Source organism: bacterium SCSIO 12643, assembly GCA_024398135.1.
In the GTDB taxonomy this organism is placed as follows: Bacteria; Bacteroidota; Bacteroidia; order Flavobacteriales_G; family Salibacteraceae; genus CAJXZP01.
This window is the reverse complement of record CP073750.1, coordinates 1,467,085-1,488,028: the sequence shown is the minus strand read 5'-3', so window position 1 is coordinate 1,488,028 and position 20,944 is coordinate 1,467,085. Positions and strand designations below refer to the sequence as shown.

13 protein-coding genes and 1 tRNA gene are annotated in these 20,944 nt (G+C 39.4%); 11 read left to right on the top strand and 3 right to left on the bottom strand.

All coding sequences use genetic code 11. From position 1 onward, the window contains the following. Positions 1-237 precede the first annotated feature (237 nt). The 8 genes from metG (at position 238) to trxA (ending at position 15,965) form a co-directional block, all read left to right on the top strand. Entirely contained in the window at positions 238-2,322 is a 2,085-nt protein-coding gene (gene metG / locus KFE94_06520) for a methionine--tRNA ligase (GenBank protein ID UTW67760.1), read from the top strand. A 51-nt stretch (positions 2,323-2,373) separates the two neighbouring features. Then, a complete protein-coding gene (locus KFE94_06515; protein UTW67759.1) occupies positions 2,374-13,473 on the top strand; it encodes a gliding motility-associated C-terminal domain-containing protein in 11,100 nt (3,699 codons plus the stop codon). 10 nt (positions 13,474-13,483) lie between these two features. Then, positions 13,484-14,398 carry a type IX secretion system membrane protein PorP/SprF gene (locus KFE94_06510; GenBank protein ID UTW67758.1) on the top strand — a complete coding sequence of 305 codons (915 nt, stop codon included), beginning with the start codon at positions 13,484-13,486 and terminating at the stop codon, positions 14,396-14,398. 89 nt (positions 14,399-14,487) lie between these two features. Continuing rightward, positions 14,488-14,778 (top strand): helix-turn-helix transcriptional regulator, encoded by a 291-nt coding sequence (locus KFE94_06505; GenBank protein ID UTW67757.1) that lies wholly within the window; start codon positions 14,488-14,490, stop codon positions 14,776-14,778. Then, positions 14,765-15,025, top strand: a complete 261-nt coding sequence (locus KFE94_06500; GenBank protein UTW67756.1) for a hypothetical protein — start codon at positions 14,765-14,767, stop codon at positions 15,023-15,025. The genes KFE94_06505 and KFE94_06500 overlap by 14 nt, the downstream gene beginning before the upstream one ends. A 5-nt stretch (positions 15,026-15,030) precedes the next feature. Next, positions 15,031-15,465 carry a rhodanese-like domain-containing protein gene (locus KFE94_06495; protein UTW67755.1) on the top strand — a complete coding sequence of 145 codons (435 nt, stop codon included), beginning with the start codon at positions 15,031-15,033 and terminating at the stop codon, positions 15,463-15,465. Further along, on the top strand, positions 15,466-15,654 hold the full coding sequence (locus KFE94_06490; protein ID UTW67754.1) for a hypothetical protein: 189 nt from the start codon (positions 15,466-15,468) through the stop codon (positions 15,652-15,654). It begins immediately after the preceding gene. A 14-nt stretch (positions 15,655-15,668) separates the two neighbouring features. Further along, positions 15,669-15,965 (top strand): thioredoxin, encoded by a 297-nt coding sequence (gene trxA / locus KFE94_06485; protein ID UTW67753.1) that lies wholly within the window; start codon positions 15,669-15,671, stop codon positions 15,963-15,965. Between the two features lies 1 nt (position 15,966). Here the strand turns inward: trxA and KFE94_06480 are convergent, their stop codons facing one another. Beyond that, entirely contained in the window at positions 15,967-16,623 is a 657-nt protein-coding gene (locus KFE94_06480; GenBank protein UTW68226.1) for a polysaccharide deacetylase family protein, read from the bottom strand. A gap of 157 nt (positions 16,624-16,780) precedes the next feature. Here KFE94_06480 and KFE94_06475 point away from each other — a divergent pair. Then, positions 16,781-16,853, top strand: a tRNA-Gln gene (locus tag KFE94_06475). Between the two features lie 121 nt (positions 16,854-16,974). Continuing rightward, positions 16,975-17,256 (top strand): hypothetical protein, encoded by a 282-nt coding sequence (locus KFE94_06470; GenBank protein UTW67752.1) that lies wholly within the window; start codon positions 16,975-16,977, stop codon positions 17,254-17,256. On the opposite strand, the gene KFE94_06465 is transcribed toward KFE94_06470, so the two are convergent. Next, positions 17,253-17,936 (bottom strand): DUF2461 domain-containing protein, encoded by a 684-nt coding sequence (locus KFE94_06465; GenBank protein UTW67751.1) that lies wholly within the window; start codon positions 17,934-17,936, stop codon positions 17,253-17,255. The genes KFE94_06470 and KFE94_06465 overlap by 4 nt on opposite strands. A gap of 135 nt (positions 17,937-18,071) precedes the next feature. Here KFE94_06465 and KFE94_06460 point away from each other — a divergent pair, with 135 nt between their 5' ends. Continuing rightward, positions 18,072-19,637 (top strand): toxin-antitoxin system YwqK family antitoxin, encoded by a 1,566-nt coding sequence (locus KFE94_06460; GenBank protein ID UTW67750.1) that lies wholly within the window; start codon positions 18,072-18,074, stop codon positions 19,635-19,637. A 154-nt stretch (positions 19,638-19,791) separates the two neighbouring features. Here the strand turns inward: KFE94_06460 and pdxA are convergent, their stop codons facing one another. Continuing rightward, positions 19,792-20,838, bottom strand: a complete 1,047-nt coding sequence (gene pdxA, locus KFE94_06455; protein ID UTW67749.1) for a 4-hydroxythreonine-4-phosphate dehydrogenase PdxA — start codon at positions 20,836-20,838, stop codon at positions 19,792-19,794. Between the last annotated feature and the right edge of the window lie 106 nt (positions 20,839-20,944).

The window sequence follows — 20,944 nt, the reverse complement described above, 5'->3', positions numbered from 1 at the left end:
AAATATATAGTAATTTAGACAAGTTAATTTTACTTTTCTTACGTTAGGTGTAAAATTAAAATGCTTAATATATATGGCCCATCCAAATCACAGGAAATCGCTTTGGGAAACTGCAGAAAAGCTCTATAATTTAAAAGAAAGTGTTTTTTAGTTGATCTCTGATTGAATGTACGGCTTGATTCTATGTGAAATCATAGAGAATCAAACTATATTTGCGCGCTAAATATTAAAGCTGTCATGACTTCAAATCCAAAAAGACATTTAGTTACTTCCGCATTACCTTATGCAAACGGACCATTACATATTGGGCATATTGCCGGGGCTTATTTGCCAGCAGATATCTATGTGAAGTTTTTAAGAATGAATGAGGAGGATGTAGTATTTGTTTGTGGATCGGACGAGCATGGTGCAGCAATTACTTTACGGGCCAAAAAAGAAGGGATTACTCCGCAGGAAATTGTAGATAAATATCATGATATCAATAAAAAAGCATTTGCTGATTTTGGGATTGATTTTGATATATATCACAGAACTTCTTCTGAATTGCATCATGAAACTGCCTCAGAATTCTTTTTGAAATTAGTGGAGAATGATGTTTTTGAAGTTGAAGAGTCGGAACAGTTTTATGATGAGGAATTTAATCAGTTTCTAGCTGATCGTTATGTGACTGGAACATGTCCTAAATGTGGAAATGAAAATGCTTACGGAGATCAATGTGAGAAGTGTGGTACGGCATTAAGTCCAACTGAGTTGATTGATCCAAAATCCACTTTATCCGGGAAGACTCCCAAAATGAAAACGACCAAACATTGGTATTTGCCAATGAATCGTGATGAGGAGTGGTTGAAAGAATGGATTAAAACCGGAAAATTAGACGGGGAAGAACAACATGTTCCAGCCGAATGGAGAAATCAGGTGTTGGGACAGTGCATGAGTTGGATTGATGGAGGTTTGGGAGCCAGAGCAATGACCAGAGATTTAGATTGGGGAGTTCCAGTACCGTTAAAAGATGCGGACGGCAAAGTGTTGTATGTGTGGTTAGATGCACCTATTGGTTATATTTCCGCAACCAAACAGTGGGCGAAAGACAAGAATAAAAATTGGGAAGATTACTGGGTGAAGGATGAAAATACACATCTAACTCACTTTATCGCTAAGGATAATATTGTATTCCATGCAATTATTTTCCCAATTCTACTAAAAGCACATGGTAACTTAAATTTACCGTATAATGTACCTGCCAATGAGTTCTTGAATTTGGAAGGAGATAAAATTTCAACTTCCAGGGAGTGGGCCGTGTGGTTACATGAGTATATTTCTGAATTTGAAGGCAAAGAAGATGAATTGAGGTATGTTTTGACCTCCATTGCACCTGAGAATAAGGATAGTGAATTTACCTGGAAAGACTATCAGGCCAGAGTGAATAATGAGCTGGTTGCCATTTTAGGAAACTTTGTGAATCGTTCATTGGTATTGACGAATAAATACTATGGTGGTGTAATGCCGGAGTTGGGAGAGTTGACCGAAGTTGATCAGCAAGTGCTCAATGAAATGGCTGAAATTCCGGTTAAAATCGCGGAAAAAATCAAAGCGCATAAATATCGTGAAGCATTGAGTGCTGCGATGTATTTGGCAAGATTAGGAAATAAATATTTAGCGGATACTGAGCCATGGAAATTAGCTAAAACGGATCCGAAACGAGTAGAGACCATCTTGCATGTTTCGAATCAAATTGTAGCGAATCTAGCCATTGTTTTAAGACCATTTTTACCACATACCAGTGATAAGCTAAATACGTTCTTGAATCAAGAAAATAAAAACTGGAACGTTGCAGGAAAATCTGATTTGTTACCGGCAGGAGCACAATTTCAAAAGCCTGGATTGTTATTTTCAAAAATCGAGGATGAGTTGATCGAAAAGCAGGTGGAAAAGTTGAATGTGCGAAAAGCTGAAAAGGAAAAAGAGTCACAAAAAAAAGAGGTTTTATCACAAAAAGAAAATATCTCTTTTGATGACTTTTTGAAAATGGATGTGCGAATCGGTAAAGTACTGGAAGCGGAAAAAGTCAAAAAAGCAGATAAGTTGCTGAAGTTAAAAGTTGATACCGGATTAGATATTAGAACCATTGTTTCAGGTATTGCTCAACAATTTAGCCCGGAAGAAATTGTTAATAAACAGGTGACTGTTTTGATGAATTTGCCTCCAAGAAAAATTCGTGGAGTTGTTTCTGAGGGAATGTTATTAATGGCTGAAAACGAAAAAGGTGAGCTAGGTTTAGTGTCTGGAGACTCCTATAATAATCCGGGAGATCTGATTGGATAGAAATTAATTTTTATTAACAACTTTTCCTTGTATTTTAGTGCCATTAAAAAAATGGCAACTAATTGGTGTGTCTTTACGTCTCATAAGGAGCGTATTACACATAAAATTGAACCTAGAACTACATATATGAAGCATTTATTACTCCTCTTGTCGATAATTAGCCTTTCATGGTTTTTGCCGTCTACCGCAAATGCCACGCACATTGCAGGTGGTGAAATTACCTACGAACACTTGGGAAATGACTCTTTTTTGGTGACTCTGACAGTTTATCGAGATTGTGCCGGAATTCCGGTTACAGGAAATGAGAGTATTACGATTAACAGTTCATGTACAGGAACACAAAACTTATTAGTGACCCTTCAAAATGTTGGGGGAACTGAAGTCTCTCAGATTTGTCCGGCTATGATTGGTCAAAGTACATGTAATGGAGGTTTTTTACCTGGGATGCAGAAATACGAGTATACCGGGATAGTTCAATTATCCACCCATTGTTCGGATTATACTTTTTCGTTTAGCAATTTTGCGAGAAACGTTGCTGTCAATGTAGTTGGGGGGGTAAATAGCAACGGTTTCTTTATCACAGCAACTTTAAATTCTGTTTTATATCCGAATAATAGTTCGCCAGAATATACAGCGCCACCAATTCCATATGTTTTGGTAAATCAGGCAGTAAATTATAATTATGGTGTAGTTGAAAATGATGGAGATAGTTTAACATATGAATTGGTAACAGCAAGAGAAGCGAGTGGTAACCTGTCATATAATTCCGGATATTCTGCTACCGTTCCAATTCCTGGGATCACTATTGATGCGGCTACGGGACAGTTAAATTTTACGCCAACAATTACAGGTAACTTTATTATCGTAGTTCGAGTTACTGAGTACAATGGAGCCGGTCAGGTAATCTCAACAGTTCAGCGCGATATTCAGTTTGTTGTACTGAATTATCCTAACAAGATTCCTAATGTCCCAACAGCATTAACAAATTTAGTGAATACATCAGGATCAGCTTCATTTACAGGGCCTTTAGAGGTTACTGCTAATGTGGGTGATCAATTTTGTTTCGATGCAGTATTTAGTGATTCAAACTTAACTGATGTTGTGACAGTGATTTCAAATGCAACTTCTGCATTACCTGGGTCAACAGTATCTTATTCAGGAACAAACCCGGTGACTGCAACCATCTGTTGGACGGTGCCTGCGGGGATGAATACAAATAATACGGTAACTTTTCAGGCGAGTGATAGTGCTTGTCCGATTTCGGGTGTAAACTCAGTTGCAATTCAAGTGATTATTCCACCTCCGTCAAATCTAACAGGAGCATTAACAACCACCAATATCAGTTGTAACGGTGTGTGTGACGGTACGGCAACGGTAGTCGCTTCAGGGGGTGTTGGGCCATATCAATATACCTGGGCACCTACAGGAACTTGGTGTTGTCAGGGGTTAGCGAGTATTACCGGTATGTGTGCTGGATTTTATGGATTGCAAGTCCGGGATTTGGGTGATCCCGATCCATCCACGAATACATGGGATACTCTATTTGTCATTCAGGATGCTTTTCCAATATCAATTACGATTACCAATATTACGGATGATGATTGTTCATCCACGTGTATAGGGGCAATTAGTACCTCTGTCTTTGGGGGGCAGGCACCACTATCTTATTTGTGGAGTAGTGGGGAAACCACATCTTCTATCATGGGTAAATGTGCCGGAACATATACTTTGACAGTTACCGATGCCAATGGTTGTACTCAATCTCAATCTGCTATTATTCAAGAACCAGTTCCACCAACGGTGGTGATTGACAGTGTGGATTCTGTAACATGTAATGGTGGTTCGGATGGTGCTATTTATGCGCGAGCATATCCAACTTGTGGGGTAAGTACTGATGCGTGTACGACTCCAACTTCTGTTCCAATTGGAACGGGAACTGCAACCAATACCTTTAGTACATTCCCTGCTCCTTATGGAAATAGCTTTAATGGAGCACGTCATCAAATGTTATTTACAGCAGCTGAATTAACTGCTGCCGGTGTGTTGCCTGGAACGATTAGTTCTTTGGGATTGGATGTCGCCAGTATAGGAACCACGATAAATTATGCCAATTTTACGATTCGTATGGGTTGTACTTCTGCGACTGATCTAACAGGAGGTTGGGAGACCGGGTTAACGGAAGTTTTTACCCCTAAGACGCATACATTATCTACGGGTTGGAATACCCATAATTTTGATGTAAAATATTTTTGGGATGGATTATCTAATTTGGTAGTTGAGGTATGTTTTAACAGTCCAACTTCTACAGCAAGTGGTAATGCATTGACAAGATATACTCCAACTACGAATCAGTCAGTAAGATATTTCCATGATAATACGCTTTCTGTTTGTAGTAGTACAGCAATGACTGCAACATCTACAAACCGACCAAATGTACGTTTTGGTAATTGTGCAAGTTCATTTACTTATGCGTGGTCACCTGCACCAGCAGCCGGACAAACCACGCCAACAGCGTCAAACTTGACTGCTCAAACTTACACTATAACGGTGACGTCTGTGGGAGACGGATGTACAGCAACAACAACTGCAACTGTAAATGAGCCTACGCTTATACTTCCAAATGTTACGCAGACGGGACCGATCTCATGTCCGGGACAGTGTGATGCAAGTATTACAGCGGCACCTACCGGAGGTCAGGGACCATATACTTATGCCTGGGATAATGGGTTGCCAGCTACTGCTTCGCATTCGAATTTATGTGCGGGAACTTATAATGTAACTGTAACCGATGCAAAGATGTGTTCTGTGACCGGATCAATTACAGTTTCCGATCCTACACCTATTATTGTTTCATCAACTGTAAATACGGTTATTTCTTGTAATGGTGTATGTGATGGAAATGTGACTATCAATGCTTCGGGAGGTACAGCGCCACTAACCATTACATGGCCAGGAGGTGCAACAGGACCTACTCAGGGAAGTTTATGTGCAGGTTCTTATGATGTGACCATTACTGACGCGGGAGGGTGTTCTGTTACACATAATGTGAACTTAACACAACCAGCGGTTTTAACAACAACTTTAGTAACTGTCGGAACCATTTTATGTAATGGGGATCAAACAGTAAATATTAATTCAATTACAACTGGAGGTACAGTTGGGTACAATTATTTATGGTCAAGTGGACCAACAACGCCAGGTTTAACAAATGTTGGCGCTGGAACTTATACCTTAACTGTAACAGATGATCATGGTTGTACAGCAACGGACCAGGTGACAATTACAGAGCCAGATCCATTAGTTGCAAGTATTACTCAGACCGCATTTATTCAATGTAATGGTGATTTAACAGCATCAATTACAGCTAGTGCTATTGGAGGAACCTTGAATTATGGATATGCCTGGTCAAATGGGCCTACCACTCCTGTAAATGCGAATATAGGAGCGGGAACGTATACGGTTACAGTAACGGATGCAAATGGATGTACGGATACCGAGACTATTGTAGTAACTGAGCCAACAGCAATAGCTGCTAATTTAACAGTAGTCACCCCAATATCATGTAATGGCGTGTGTGACGGATCGGTGACTATTAATCCTTCAGGAGGTACAGGTCCTTATACCGTTCAATGGATTAACGGGATCACTTTTGTGGGAAATACTGCGACAAACTTATGTGGAGGAGTTAATTATGATGTGACGATTACCGATGCGAATAACTGTCAGCATGTTGAGCCATTTACATTAACAGAACCTGCTTTACTTACGGCATCAATTAACCTGGATCAGGGAATTTCTTGTGGAGGTGTATGTGATGCACAAATCACAGCAGTTCCAACCGGAGGTACAGGACCTTTTACATACGTATGGAATAATGGATTACCTGCAAATGCTTCTCATTCGAACCTATGTGCAGGAACTTATAATGTAACTATTACGGATGCTAACTTATGTACGGCAACGAGTAGCATTACAATTACTGAACCACCGGTATTGGTTGGAGCAGTAGCACAAGCTGGAACTATTTTATGTAATGGAGATCAAACAGTAACCTTGACAGCGTCAGCAACTGGAGGAACACCTGTTTATGGTTATGCATGGTCTAATGGCCCGGTAACAGCAATTAATGCAAATGTTGGAGCAGGAACATATACTGTAACTATCACAGACGCTAACGGTTGTACTGATGTGGTAACAGAAATTGTTTCAGGACCTACATTATTAACAGCAACAAATACGGTGAATAATCACGCTTCTTGTAACGGAGTATGTGATGGTTCTGCAACTGTTACGGCTGCCGGAGGAACTCCAAATTATTCATATGCTTGGCCAGGAGGTTTAACAGGCCCAACGCAAAATGCTTTGTGTGGAGGAACTTATATTGTAACCATTACAGATGATAATGGTTGTGATACGACTACGACAGTGGTAATCAACGAACCTCAAGCGATTAATTTGTCATCTTCAAATATTAGTCATGTTTCATGTAATGGAGTATGTGACGGTTCAGCTACAGTTACCGCAACTGGCGGAACTAACCCGATTACAATTACATGGCCTGGAGGTGCAACCGGTGGAACGCAAAATAATTTATGTGCGGGTACTTACGTAGTTACTGCTACTGATGCGAATTCATGTAGTAATACGATTTCAATTACAATCACTGAACCGAATGCATTGAGTATTTCATTGGCACAGGTAGGAACTATTTTATGTAATGGAGACAGTACAGTAACGATTAATTCAACTGTAACAGGAGGAACTCCAACATTCTCATACTTATGGTCAACAGGTAGTACAAATGCCAATCTGGTAAATACAGGGGCAGGAACTTATACGGTTACTGTAACAGATGATAATGGTTGTACAGCAACTGCTTCAACAGTAGTAACTGAACCGACCGTTTTAGATGTGACCATTACACAAACCGGATTTATTTCTTGTGGTGGATTGCCAACTGCAAGTTTGTTAGCAACCGGTTCAGGAGGAACAAACCCTTACAGTTTTTCATGGTCGAATGGAGCGGGAACAGCTGCGATCAGTAGTTTGCCTGCAGGACCTTATACTGTAACAATTACGGATGGTAATGGCTGTACGGATACGGCAAGCTTTATTATTACACAGCCAACTCCTATTGTAGCGAATCAAACAATTGTCAATGGAGTTTCTTGTAATGGAGTATGTGATGGGTCAGTAACTTATGCGCCAACTGGAGGAACACCAGGTTATACCATTACCTGGCCTGCGGGTGTAACTGTTTCAAATGATACAGCAACCGCATTATGTGGGAACACAAATTATATCGTAACGATTACAGATGCGAATTCTTGTACAATTACGGATACGATTAATTTGGTTGAACCAACAGCAGTTTCTGGTACGATTAACTTAGATCAGGGTATTTCCTGTGGAGGTATTTGTGATGCGCAAATCACAGCTACCGGAAGTGGAGGGACAGGACCTTATACTTATGCATGGTCAAATGGTCTGAGTGGTGCAACTATTAATAATTTATGTGCAGGTTCATATACCGTAACGATTACGGATGCGAACTTATGTACTGGAACCGCATCAATTACGATTACACAGCCTTCTCCGGTAGTAACTACAATTACACAAACAGGAACAATATTATGTTTTGGAGATTCTACGGTGACATTAACTGCAAGTACAACTGGCGGAACTGGACCTTATACTTATTTATGGAATACAGGTGCAACTGGTCCGGTAATTACAAATACGGGAGCAGGAACATATAGTTTAACCACAACAGATGCGAATAGTTGTTCGGTGGTAACTCCGTTTGTGGTTACAGAACCAGCAGATATCGTATTGACTGCAAATATTACGTCTCAAATTAGCTGTAATGGAGCATGTGATGGTGCTGCTACCGTAATTGCAGTGGGAGGAACACCTGGTATGACATTTACCTGGCCTGGTGGAGCAACCGGTCCATCGCAAAGTGGATTGTGCGCGGGTTCATATGTCGTAACAGTAACCGATGCAAATGCGTGTAGTGAAACGATTACGGTTAATTTGGTAGATCCACAGGGAATTGTGATCATCACAAATGTGACTTCACATGTATCATGTAATGGGGTATGTGATGGGGAAGCGACTATTACTTTATCAGGAGGTACCTCTCCTCTCACTATTGCATGGCCAAGTGGAGGTAATGGAACGACAGAATCCGGTTTATGTGCAGGTACGCATACCGTAACAGTAACGGATGCCAACAGCTGTTCAAGTACAGCAACTATTGTGATTAATGATGCATCACTGATGACTGTATCATTAGTGGAGACTTCAGGTATTACATGTAATAGTGCATGTGATGGAGTTGTAAGTGCTACCGTTTCCGGAGGAACTGCACCTTATTTAGTAGTGTGGCCAGGTTCTGATACTACTGATGTGAAAACAGGTTTATGTGCAGGTAGCTATACTGTAACAGTAGTAGATGCGAACGGTTGTTCAACAACGCAATCGGTGACTTTAACCGAGCCGAATGCATTGGCGGTTAATGTATCCATTTCAAATGCAATTACATGTAATGGGGTATGTGATGGTGAATTAACAGCAAATGTTACAGGCGGAACCGCTCCTTATACAGTAACATGGTCGAACGGTACAAATGGTACTGTTGCAGGCAGTTTATGTGCAGGTAGTTATACAGTAACTGTGGTAGATGCGAACGGTTGTACAACCACCGGATCAATGACAATTACAGAACCAAGTGCAATTACTGCAACTCCGCAAGCAATTGATGCATTGTGTGGAGCATGTGATGGTGTGATTATTATTACCGGAACATCTGGTGGTGATGGAGGTCCATATACTTATAACTGGAGTGGTGGTACACCAACTCCTTTACCGAATTCGATAATCAATCTATGTGCGGGCGTTTATACCGTAACAATTACGGATGGATCAGGATGTACAGCTGTGATCACGCAAGGCATTAGTAATATCGGAGGTCCAACATCGGCTAATTTCAATAGAACAAATCCAACCTGTAACGGTGGTAGTAACGGATCACTAACGGTTACGCCATCTGGAGGATCCGGATCATATTCTTATTCTTGGTCTAGTGGAGGATCAAATGCTACAGAAACCGGATTATCTGCAGGTGTTCACTTTGTGACTATTACAGATGGTAACGGATGTATCTTAATTGCAAGTGATACTTTATTTGAGCCGGATCCAATTGTAAACACTCCAGTAATTGTGGATGCTTCTTGTAATTCAACGTGTGATGGTTCGATCACGTTGACGACTACCGGAGGAACCGGACCTTATACTTATGCATGGAATAATTCGATGACCGGAAGCGTAATCACAGGATTATGTGATGGAGCTTACATTGTGACTACAACTGATGCAAATAGCTGTACTAAATTAGATACATTTAATGTCGGAGAGCCAGTTGCGCTATCAGCAAGTATTGCTATAACAAATCCAATTTCCTGTAATGGAACTTGTGATGGAGAGATGACTGCTACGGTAACTGGAGGAACAGCTCCATATTCTATTTCCTGGTCAAATGGAGGAATAGGAAACATTGCAGTAGGATTATGTGGAGGTACTTATACATTGACCGTAACGGATGCGAATGGATGTAGTACAACAGCGAGTTCTGCAATTAACTTCCCACCACCAATCTCAACAAATATTGCAACAACAGATGCAACATGTGGTGCATGTGACGGACAAATTGCATTAACAGGAACCATTGGAGGAAATGGTGGCCCATATACTTATGCATGGTCTAATGGCGCAAGTACAAGTACGATTTCAAATCTATGTCCAGGTGTATATACAGTAACAATGACCGATGTGTCAGGATGTAATGCCCTTGTAGCTATACCGGTAGGAAATATTGGTGGGCCAACTTCAGCACCGATTTCTTTAGTAAATCCAACTTGTAACGGTGTGTGTGATGGATCAATGACAGTAGCTCCAGTTGGAGGTACTGGACCATACTCATATGCATGGTCAAGTGGAGGAACAACGGATTCTGAAAGTGGTTTATGTGCAGGCATTTATTTTGTGACGGTGACAGATGCGAATGGATGTGTATTTATTGGAACAGATACTTTAGTAGAACCAACACCAATCATTATAAACGAAGTTATATCACATGTAACCTGTAATGGTTTATGTGATGGATCAATTACTCTGACGACATCAGGAGGCACCGGACCTTATTCATTTGTTTGGTCAAATGGATCTAGTACGGGAGGTTTGTCCAATTTATGTGCAGGCTCTTACACTGTAACTGTAACGGATGCAAATGGATGTTCATCTGTAAGAACTTATACGGTTACTGAACCAGCGCTGTTAACAGTAAGTCTTGGAATTACCTCGCCAATTAGCTGTAATGGATCTTGTGATGGTATGATTACCGCTACTATTTCAGGTGGAACATCTCCTTTCACATATGCGTGGTCAAATAGTGGAAGTGGTAATTCAATAAATAGTCTATGTGATGGTGCCTATTCTGTAACGGTAACGGATGGAAATGGTTGTACTGCAACTGCGAGTCAGACTATTTCTGAACCTGCTGCAATCACTGCGACATTAACACCTACAAATGCAACTTGTGGAGTATGTGATGGACAAATCACAATTACAAATACTGCAGGTGGCGATGGAGGTCCTTATTCATATGCATGGTCGAATAGTGGTACAGGTACTACGATTAATAATTTATGTCCAGGAACATATTCTGTTACGATTACTGATGGTTCTGGTTGTACTGCTGTACTTTCTGCACCAATTAGTAATAACGGAGGTCCAACTGGAGCAACATTTGTGAACAGGGATCCTTCTTGTAGTGGATTATGTGACGGAATGACCAGAGTTACTCCAATTGGAGGAGCAGGTCCTTATACATATGCATGGTCTAATGGATCTGTGGTGGATTCGGCATATGCATTATGTGCAGGTGTTCATACGGTAACCATTACAGACGCGAATGGATGTATATTTATTGCCTCTGATACGCTATCTGATCCAGCACCAATTGTGAATGTGGAGACCATTGTTGATGCATCTTGTAATGGTGTATGTGATGGGTCGATTACATTAGTGACATCAGGGGGAACCGGACCGTATAACTATGCATGGAGTAATTCAGGAAATACAAATTCTATCTCTGCATTATGTGCAGGTAGTTATACCGTAACGGTGACAGATGATAATGGATGTACTGTTGTAAATACTTATAACGTAACTGAACCAACTCCAATTCAAGTGTCGATTGTTGGGCTGGATGCAAATTGTTCCAATGTTTGTGATGGAACTGCAACAGCTACTGCAACAGGAGGAACAGGTCCATATACTTATGCATGGAGTAATAGTGATGTAGGGCCAATCGCTTCAAACTTATGTGGAGGCACCACATATGATGTAACAGTGACTGATGCCAATGGATGTACAACCACCGGATCGGTTACTATTAGTAGCCCACCAGCTCTGGTTATCGATAATATCATCGTAACAAACCCAGGTTGTGGTGCAAGTGACGGTTCTTTAGAAACAGTAATTTCAGGAGGAACACCAGGTTACACCATTTCATGGAATGGAACCCCTGGTAATCCAATCGTAAATATTCCATCAGGATCATACCTGTTATCTGTAACTGATGCCAATGGTTGTGTGGTAACATCAACTGTTCCATTAAGTGATGCAGGTACATTGGGAATGACATTATCTACAACAGATGTACCATGTGATGGTAGTTGTGTGGGTACGGCTACTGCAACTCCAACAGGAGGAACAGGCCCATTTAGTTACCAATGGTCAAATGGTGATTTGACGCAAACAGCAACAAACTTATGTGCCGGTCAGGTAATTGTTACAGTGACTGATGCTGTAGGTGGATGTATGGCGGTGGATACGGTAACGGTGAATCAAATCCCGGGATTAAATATCAGCATGGCATTTACAGACAATACCAATTGTAATAGTGTATGTGATGGAACGGCTACTGCTACAGTAAGTGGAAGTACTGGAACAGTAACATATGCGTGGTCAAACGGTGGACCAAATTCACCAACGTTAACTGGGTTATGTGCTGGAACTTATACGGTGACTGCAACAGATGCCGCGGGATGTTCTGCGATAGATTCTGTAATTATTTCTGATGGTGTACCGTTAGCATTAACTGTAGATACAGTGATCAAAGCAAACTGTTTAAATACAAACGATGGTGGCGTACAGATTACAGCTACAGGTGGTATTCCAACGTATTCATATAACTGGACAGGTCCGAATGGATTTACTTCAGGAAACCAAAACATTGGATTCTTATTCGTAGGTACTTATTATGTAACCGTAACAGATCAAAATGGATGTACGGTTACCGATAGTGCTGTGGTAACCGCCAATACGAATCTGACAGTTTCTCTTGCAGATCAGATTATCTGTGATGGATCAGATTCTGTATTACTCAATCCGGTTGTATCTGGTGCGAATGGAGCAATTACCTACCAATGGTATAATCTAGGTGGAGCGGTAATCGGTAATGATTCAACATTGATGGTTCCAGTAACTGGTGATACCATTTATTACATTGTTGGTGTAGTGTCTGGAGGATGTTCTGCACTAGACACTGCGGCAGTCGCTAAAGGACAGATTCCTGATGTCGATGCAGGAGTTGGTCAAACAATTATTAGAGGTCAGGATGTGAAACTTGGAGGAAATCCAACGACTTCATGGGGAGGAAGTACATTCCTATGGTCCCCAGGAGCTAGTTTGAGTGATCCGACTGTAGCGAATCCAATAGCGACTCCAACTGTGACGACATTGTATACAGTTACTGTTACAAATATTGTTGGATGTACGAACTCTGATACGATTACGATTACAGTAAACAAAAAACTTAAAGTAATTTCAGGATTCACTCCAAATGGTGACGGTTCAAATGATACATGGGAATTGGATTTCTTAGATAAGTATCCACAAGCTCAGGTAGACGTTTATAACCGTTGGGGAGAATTACTATTCCATTCTGAGGATGGGTATACGACACCTTGGGATGGTACGTTCGAGGGAGAACCGGTACCGGTTGGCACATATTATTATGTGATCGATCTGAAAGACGGTGATTTCCCTGAGCCAATTAGCGGACCAGTTACGATAATGCGATAAAATGCATGATATGAAAAAGACGATTTTAATATTAGCAACGATATGTATTTCGGTAGCGAGTTGGGGACAACAGTTACCGCAATACTCGCAGTTCTTTCTAAATAAGACGCTGATCAATCCTGGGGCAACAGGAACAGAAGATTATTGGGAAGCACAAGCAACCAACCGATTGCAATGGGTTGGAATTACAGATGCGCCACGAACGCATGTAATTAGTGCCAATGGACCCATTAGTGATTATAAAATGGGCTTAGGCGGAAAAGTATTTGTGGACGTGGTGGGACCAACCAGAAGAACTGGTTTTTCATTTAGCTATTCATATAAATTGAAGTTATCGGAAACTTTAAAATTAGGTATGGGATTAAGCTTTGGAGGACTTCAGTATACAACAGATGGTTCGCAAATCTTATTGAAAGATCCGAATGATGTTGCGTTAAGTGGTCAGTTGCAATCAGTTTTTGTTCCGGATGCTGGAGTAGGTTTCCATTTATATTCAGATGATTTTTATGTGGGCATTTCAATGCCTCAGATTATCGGAAATAAACTGCAGTTCTTTGATCATTATAGAAATACTGAAGCGGCTTTAGAACGTCATATGTTTGCATATGCTGGGTACAAATTTAAAGTGACTGATGATATTATTGTGGAACCTGCCGTATTAGGAAAATGGGTAGATCCTGCACCAATTGCATTTGAAGGAAACTTAAGAGTGATTTATCAGGATTTGGTGTGGGTAGGAGCTTCTTATAGAATGAATGATGCGGTTGTTGCAATGCTAGGTGTGAATGTAAATGAGAGTTTAGTTTTTGCGTACTCATATGACATGGCCACATCGGATATTAAAACCGCAACGTCCGGTTCGCATGAATTAATGATTGGGATACGATTTAGAAAACCAACCAATATTCAAAGGGCCGCAAAATAATTTTAGAAAGCTGGAATATTCTTCCGGCTTTTTTTATGCTCTGAATAACATATATAAAAAATCATATATTTGTAATCTGAAATTTTCACATGGTTAATCTGGAGAAATTAAATGCTGCTACCAATCTCTTAAAAGGAGTTGCACACCCCATTCGATTGGCGATCATGGAGGTCCTGAAAGAACACGAGGGTTTATGTGTAACTGATATTTATGAGAAGATAGGAGTGGAACAAGCTGTAGTATCTCAGCACCTAAAAATCTTGAAAGACCGTGGGATTTTGGGATCAAGAAAAGAGGGTAAAAATTGTTTTTACTTCATTAAAAATGAAAAGTTCAACAAGTTGTTGGATTATATAGAAGAATGTAATGAGTGTCATTGAGACGATTTATAAAACCCCATGGGGGCTTGGACGTTGGTTGAGATTGGGTATTGGTTTGGCATTTATGGTGGATGCCTATTTAAAAGGCTCAAATTTAGTTGCCTTTATGGGCTTATTTCTAGCTTATCAAGCACTATTTAATACAGGTTGCGGTTTGGGTATTGGTCAAAATGAATGCGGAACCACTACTTCTAAAAAGAATCCGCACGATATATCACACAATTTTAAACAGTTAAATAGAAATTAATAGTTATGCGTAAGTTTTCATTTAAAACAATATTCTTTGTTTCAGCAATAATGTTGGGATTTGCATCTATCTCTTGTAGCGCTGGAACAGAATCGAAAGGTACAGAGCAATCAACTAAAACGTATTCAAATGTTTCTGTAGATGATTTGAATAAAGTAGTAAAAGCAGGGGAAGACGTGATCATTTTGGATGTAAGAACCCCATCCGAAGTATCCGAAGGATATGTGAAAGATGCGCAAAATCTAAACATAAATGGTACTACTTTTAAGCAACAAGCGGAGACTTTGGATAAATCAAAAACCGTTTATGTGTATTGTCGTTCAGGGCACAGAAGTCAGATCGCCAGTAAAACCTTAATTGAAATGGGGTTTAGCGATGTGAGAAACGTTGAAGGAGGATTTTTAGCCTGGGCTGGTAAAGGATATCAAATCGTCAAATAGTTGAAGAAGTTGATCACTTACGCGAATATTTTAGCGTTAATCGGATTAGTTGGAGGATATTTGTACTGGCAGGAATATGCCTGTACTGAAGGATGTGCCATTACCAGTAAATGGTATGGTAGTATGATTGCCGGAGGACTAATCGGACACCTCATTGGTGGGGCGATTGAGGATTTTATATCAAAGTAAATAGCAAAGGAATTATGGCAAGTTTTGGCTCAATTATACAAAGTGATGTACCTGTATTGATTGATTTTCATGCAGAGTGGTGTGGACCGTGTAAAACAGTTGCACCTATTTTAAAGTCGCTTAAAGAAGAAATGGGAGATCAGGTGAAGTTGATCAAAATTGATGTGGATAAGAATCAGGAGATCGCAGCAAAGTACCAGATTCGTGGAGTACCTACATTAATGATTTTTAAAAATGGGAATCTGCTTTGGAGACAATCCGGAGTGACACCCATTGAAAACTTAAGAGCAGAGATTTCAAAGCACGTTTAGATTATTTCCCTTCACCTCTAACAGATGAACTGTTCTGGAGATCATAAGGGATCGCTTTAGAAATAAATCCTTTTTTAGATAAGTGCATTAAGACCTTAGGAAGTGAATTCTTAAGGTTTTTTTCTGCTTTCTCACTATCATGGAAAACAATAACTGAACCCGGTACAGTATTATTGATCACGCCTCTGACGATTTTCTTAGGACTTAGTTTGCGATCATAATCTCCACTTAATACACTCCACATAATAATCTTATATCTCTTGGATAAACGCTTATGTTGCGCGCGTGTAATTCGGCCATAAGGGGGGCGGAAAAGTGAAGAATGAAATTGATCCTCACATTTCAAGGTGTTTTTGTAATACTTATACGCAGAAGTATTCCATCCTTTAATATGATTATAGGTGTGATTCCCTATATGATGCCCATGATCTAAAATGCTTTGAACGACTTCAGGATATTTAGAAGCATTTTCACCCACCAGGAAGAAAGTGGCTTTAGCATTATATTTTTTCAATTCTGCTAAAACCCACGGAGTGATCTCCGGATGCGGTCCGTCATCAAACGTAAGATAGATTTCTTTTTGATGGGGTTCTATTGACCAAACCAGATGTGAACTGATCGGTTTTAAGAACTTAGGTGCCCTATGAATGATGGACATATTCATGGTTGCAAATGTAATTGGAAAAAATGGGTTCTTACGCCTTTAAAAATTCAAGAAAAAACTTTTCTCAATTCAAAAATATTTTACTTTTGCATTCCTTTTACAAAGGGCGTTGAGTTTTAAAGCGCCAAACGAAATGTAAAAGTCGGAATTTTGTCCCATGGTGTAACTGGCAACACGTCTGATTTTGGTTCAGAAGAGTCTAGGTTCGAGCCCTAGTGGGACAACAAAAAAGCCTTCAACATGAGTTGAGGGCTTTTTTTATGCGTATGATTTTCAAGAAGACTTGATAAACGTTCTGTCATGCACATTCCATTTCAAACTCTTCAATCGCTATACCTTTGTCCCATGTTAGAAGAAAAATACACTCCGATAGATTGTGGTTATTATGATGAACTGGAAAAAATAGCTACAATAGGTAAGCCTGTAACTATGATTTATAGTGAGGCTGAATTAGAGCAAACCATTGAGCAAGTTGTAATCTATGATTTCAAAACCACCAAAGAAGGAGAATATTTATTTGCTAAAGATGCTTACAATCAATATCGAATCCGATTAGATCATTTGATATCAGTAGATGGGATTTTAAGAAGTGAATACGACAGCCATAGCTGTGCGATCAAACGCTAGTCGATTAAACTCTCTCCGTTTAGATTGGTCGTTAACATATCGGTCATCACATCAAAGAAAGGAACCATTGCATTTAATGTCTGACATGCTTTTTTTGCAAAGTCTGGATGTAAAACATCTTCATCAGTAAAAGATTCAGAGATCAGGAATTGTTTGTATCTCAATAAATCAATAGAAGGATGCTCTTTGTCAAATCCTTTAGGGGCCGTTTTTAATTGTTCTCCTTGCATTTCGTTGAAATGCTTTTTGAATTCTTTAGAGTCTAAAACTTCTTTTAAATAAGAATCGTCCTGGGCAATATGTTTACGAATTCGTAAAAGATCTTCTTTCTCAGGTCCCCAAAAACCACCACCTATAAATGAATGGCCGGGTTGAATATGGATATAATAAGTTCCTCTTCTTGCTTTGGTTGCTCTGGAAAACATCATTCCATAATGTTCTTTATATGGCGCTTTGTTTTTCGAAAACCTGACATCTCTATAGATTCTTTTCAAAGCTTTTTTCCCTGAAGGAGTTTCAATCTGATCAAAAGCACTCATACCTTCCAATACATCATCAGCAAAGTCAATAATGTTTTGCTGTGCATCTGTATACAAAGATTTATTTTCGGTAAACCAATCCCTGTTGTTGTTTTGAGAAAGTTTCTTTAGAAAGTCGAAAGATTTTTTTGAAATTGCCATAAGAGGAGTTTTTTAACACGCCCAAAAATACAAAAAGCATTGTTCCAATTTAAGATTAAAAAGAATGTGAATATTTTTTAATTGCATTGGAATTAAGAATGATTGCAACCCATATTTTTGCTGAAAATCCGAATTATGAATAGAATTATTTTATTCTTATTGATGTTGATATCCGTACAGTTATATGCGCAGGACACCCAACATTATATCACTTATCATGATACCGCTCATTTGCAAAAAAGAAGTGAAGGCGATCGATTAGATGGCAAGGAAACCGGGCTATGGAAATATTGGTATCCAAATGGAAAGTTGAGTGAAGAAGCTGAGTTTAGAAGAGGGTTTATCAATGGAAAGCAAATCCTGTATTATGAAAATGGTCAAAAAGAAATAGAGAACTATTACAAAAGAGGATTTAGAGACAGTATCTACTTGTCCTGGTATGAGGACGGAAAGCAAAAAGAAAAAGGCGCTTTTGAAAATGATGCTTGTTCTGGTATCTGGGAATTCTGGTATGCTGACGGTAAAAAATGGAAAACAGAAGAATGCAGAGAAGGGAAGAGATATATTCAAAGTTTTTGGAATGTTTCAGGAGAGCAAAAGGTAAAAGATGGTAAGGGACAATTACAATATTTCTATGATAATGGACAGTTAAGAGAAGAGTCTGCATTAAATGATGGGGTAAGAAACGGAGCTACGGTGAAGTACTTTTCTGATGGACAAAAAAAATACGAAGGAAGCTTCAAAGATGGATTGCCAGATGGTACCTGGGTATATTGGTATGAAAATGGGGCGAAGTGGAAAGAGATGAGTTTCCAAAATGGAGAAATCACAGGGCCATATGTTTTATTCTTTAAAAACGGACAGATAAGTAGAAAAGGACAATACGAGAATAATGAGCGTTCTGGTAAATGGGAAGCGTATTTTGATGATGGTACTAAAGACTGGGTTGGAGAATATATTAAAGGAAAAGAACACGGTGCATGGGTAGTTTATTTCAAAAATGGCAAAGTAGAATCTGAAGGTACGTATGTAGAAGGAAAAAAGGATGGAAATTGGACTTTTTACTTTGAAAGTGGTAAAAAGTTCCGTTCTGGGATATACAAAAACAATCTGGAAGAAGGTCATTGGACCAGTTGGTGGGAAAATGGACAGGTTTTTACTGAAGGAAGTTATCAGAATGGAAAAGAAGAGGGAGAATGGATTTCATATTTTGAAACAGGAAAAGTAAAGGACAAAGGTGTATTCAATGAAGGCAAGATGAACGGGCAATGGGAAGGTTGGTTTGAGGCTGGAACACCGAAATATTCCGGACAATGGGATATGGGAGAAAGAACAGGAAAGTGGTCTTTTTGGTATCCCGGAACTATTCTAAGAGAACAAGGTAACTTTAAGAATAATATGCGAGATGGTTCCTGGGAATATTATACCCAATATGGTAAGCTGGAATCTACGGGAGCATATAAAGATGGAGTGAAAACCGGTAACTGGGTATTTAATTATCCACAAGGACAGATCAAAAGAAAACAATCATTTAAAAATGACCGACCAGATGGAGAGTGTAAAATCTACACAGAAAGAGGGGTGTTAATTAGCCATAGCAATTATAAGGAAGGTCGCTTAGATGGAAAATATATGATCTATGATAAGGAGGGTAACTTAAAGGGAACCAGAGTGTTCAAAGATGGGAAAAAGATTAAATAAAACTTTTTTCTAAAAAATGAAACTTTTTTAGAACCGGGATCGTAAGAAATTATGTTGTAAGTGCTGTTGTTTTGGATTGTTGGGACAGCAGCCACAGACAATGATGGGTGAAAAATGAAAAGAGGAGTTGAGGAGCTCCTCTTTTTAATTTTGGTCATTTTTTCACTTCCAGAACATTCTTAGTGAGTTCGCGGTAGTTTTTTCGATTCCTATAAATATCCATTGCCAGATAAATTGCATTTCTAAAACTGGTAGGATCAGCGATATTTTTTCCAGCAATGTCAAATGCAGTTCCATGATCAGGAGAAGTTCTTACAATTGGTAATCCTGCTGTAAAATTGACGCCCTCGTTATTGGATATAGTTTTAAATGGAATCAAGCCCTGATCATGATACATGGCTAAAATTCCATCGAATTTTTTAAACTGACCTGAACCAAAGAAACCATCGCTGGCAAAAGGTCCAATTGCGATATTTCCATCTGCATTAAAGGCTTCAATAGCTGGAATAATAGTTTCCATCTCTTCCTTTCCAATCACCCCGTTGTCACCTGCATGTGGATTTAATCCCAATACCGCAATTTTTGGTTGATGGATACTAAAATCTTGTTTTAAGCTTTTTTGGAAAACCTCCAGAGTTTGAATGATTCTATCCTTTGTAAGCGTTTTTGAAACTTCTTTTAATGGAAGATGGCCTGTTACCACACCCACGCGTAGATTATTATGTACCATCATCATCAATGGATGATCCTCGTTGGCATAATGCGCTAAATATTCCGTATGACCTTTGATGTCCTCATATTCCCAGGGAATATTCTGTTTATGGATCGGAGCAGTGACCAATACATCAGCATGATTAGAAGCCAATGCATCTGTAGCATTGGTGATAGATTGATAAGCCAGTTTTCCTGCTTGATTGGTTACAGACCCAAAAGAAAGATCCATTTTTTCATCGGTGATAGAAATAAGGTTTACTTTCTTCTGATTGCTTTTATCGTGATTTTTGATCAGATTAAAACTAAAATCCTGAATCCCGATCTTTTTACGATAAGCTTTTGATATATGATGGTTACCATAAACCATAGGTGTACATAATTCGAACATACGTGTATCCAGAAATGACTTGATAATCGTTTCTAAACCGATGCCGTTGATGTCTCCACAGGAAATGGCTACTTTTACTTTATTGTTATTACGTTTCATAAAATTAAATTCCAACCCACAAAGATAGCCAATGGAATTTTGGAATGATAAAATATCAGCAACCTTAATGGTTTTTTCCTCGTCTTTTTCCTGCCGATATTGAAAT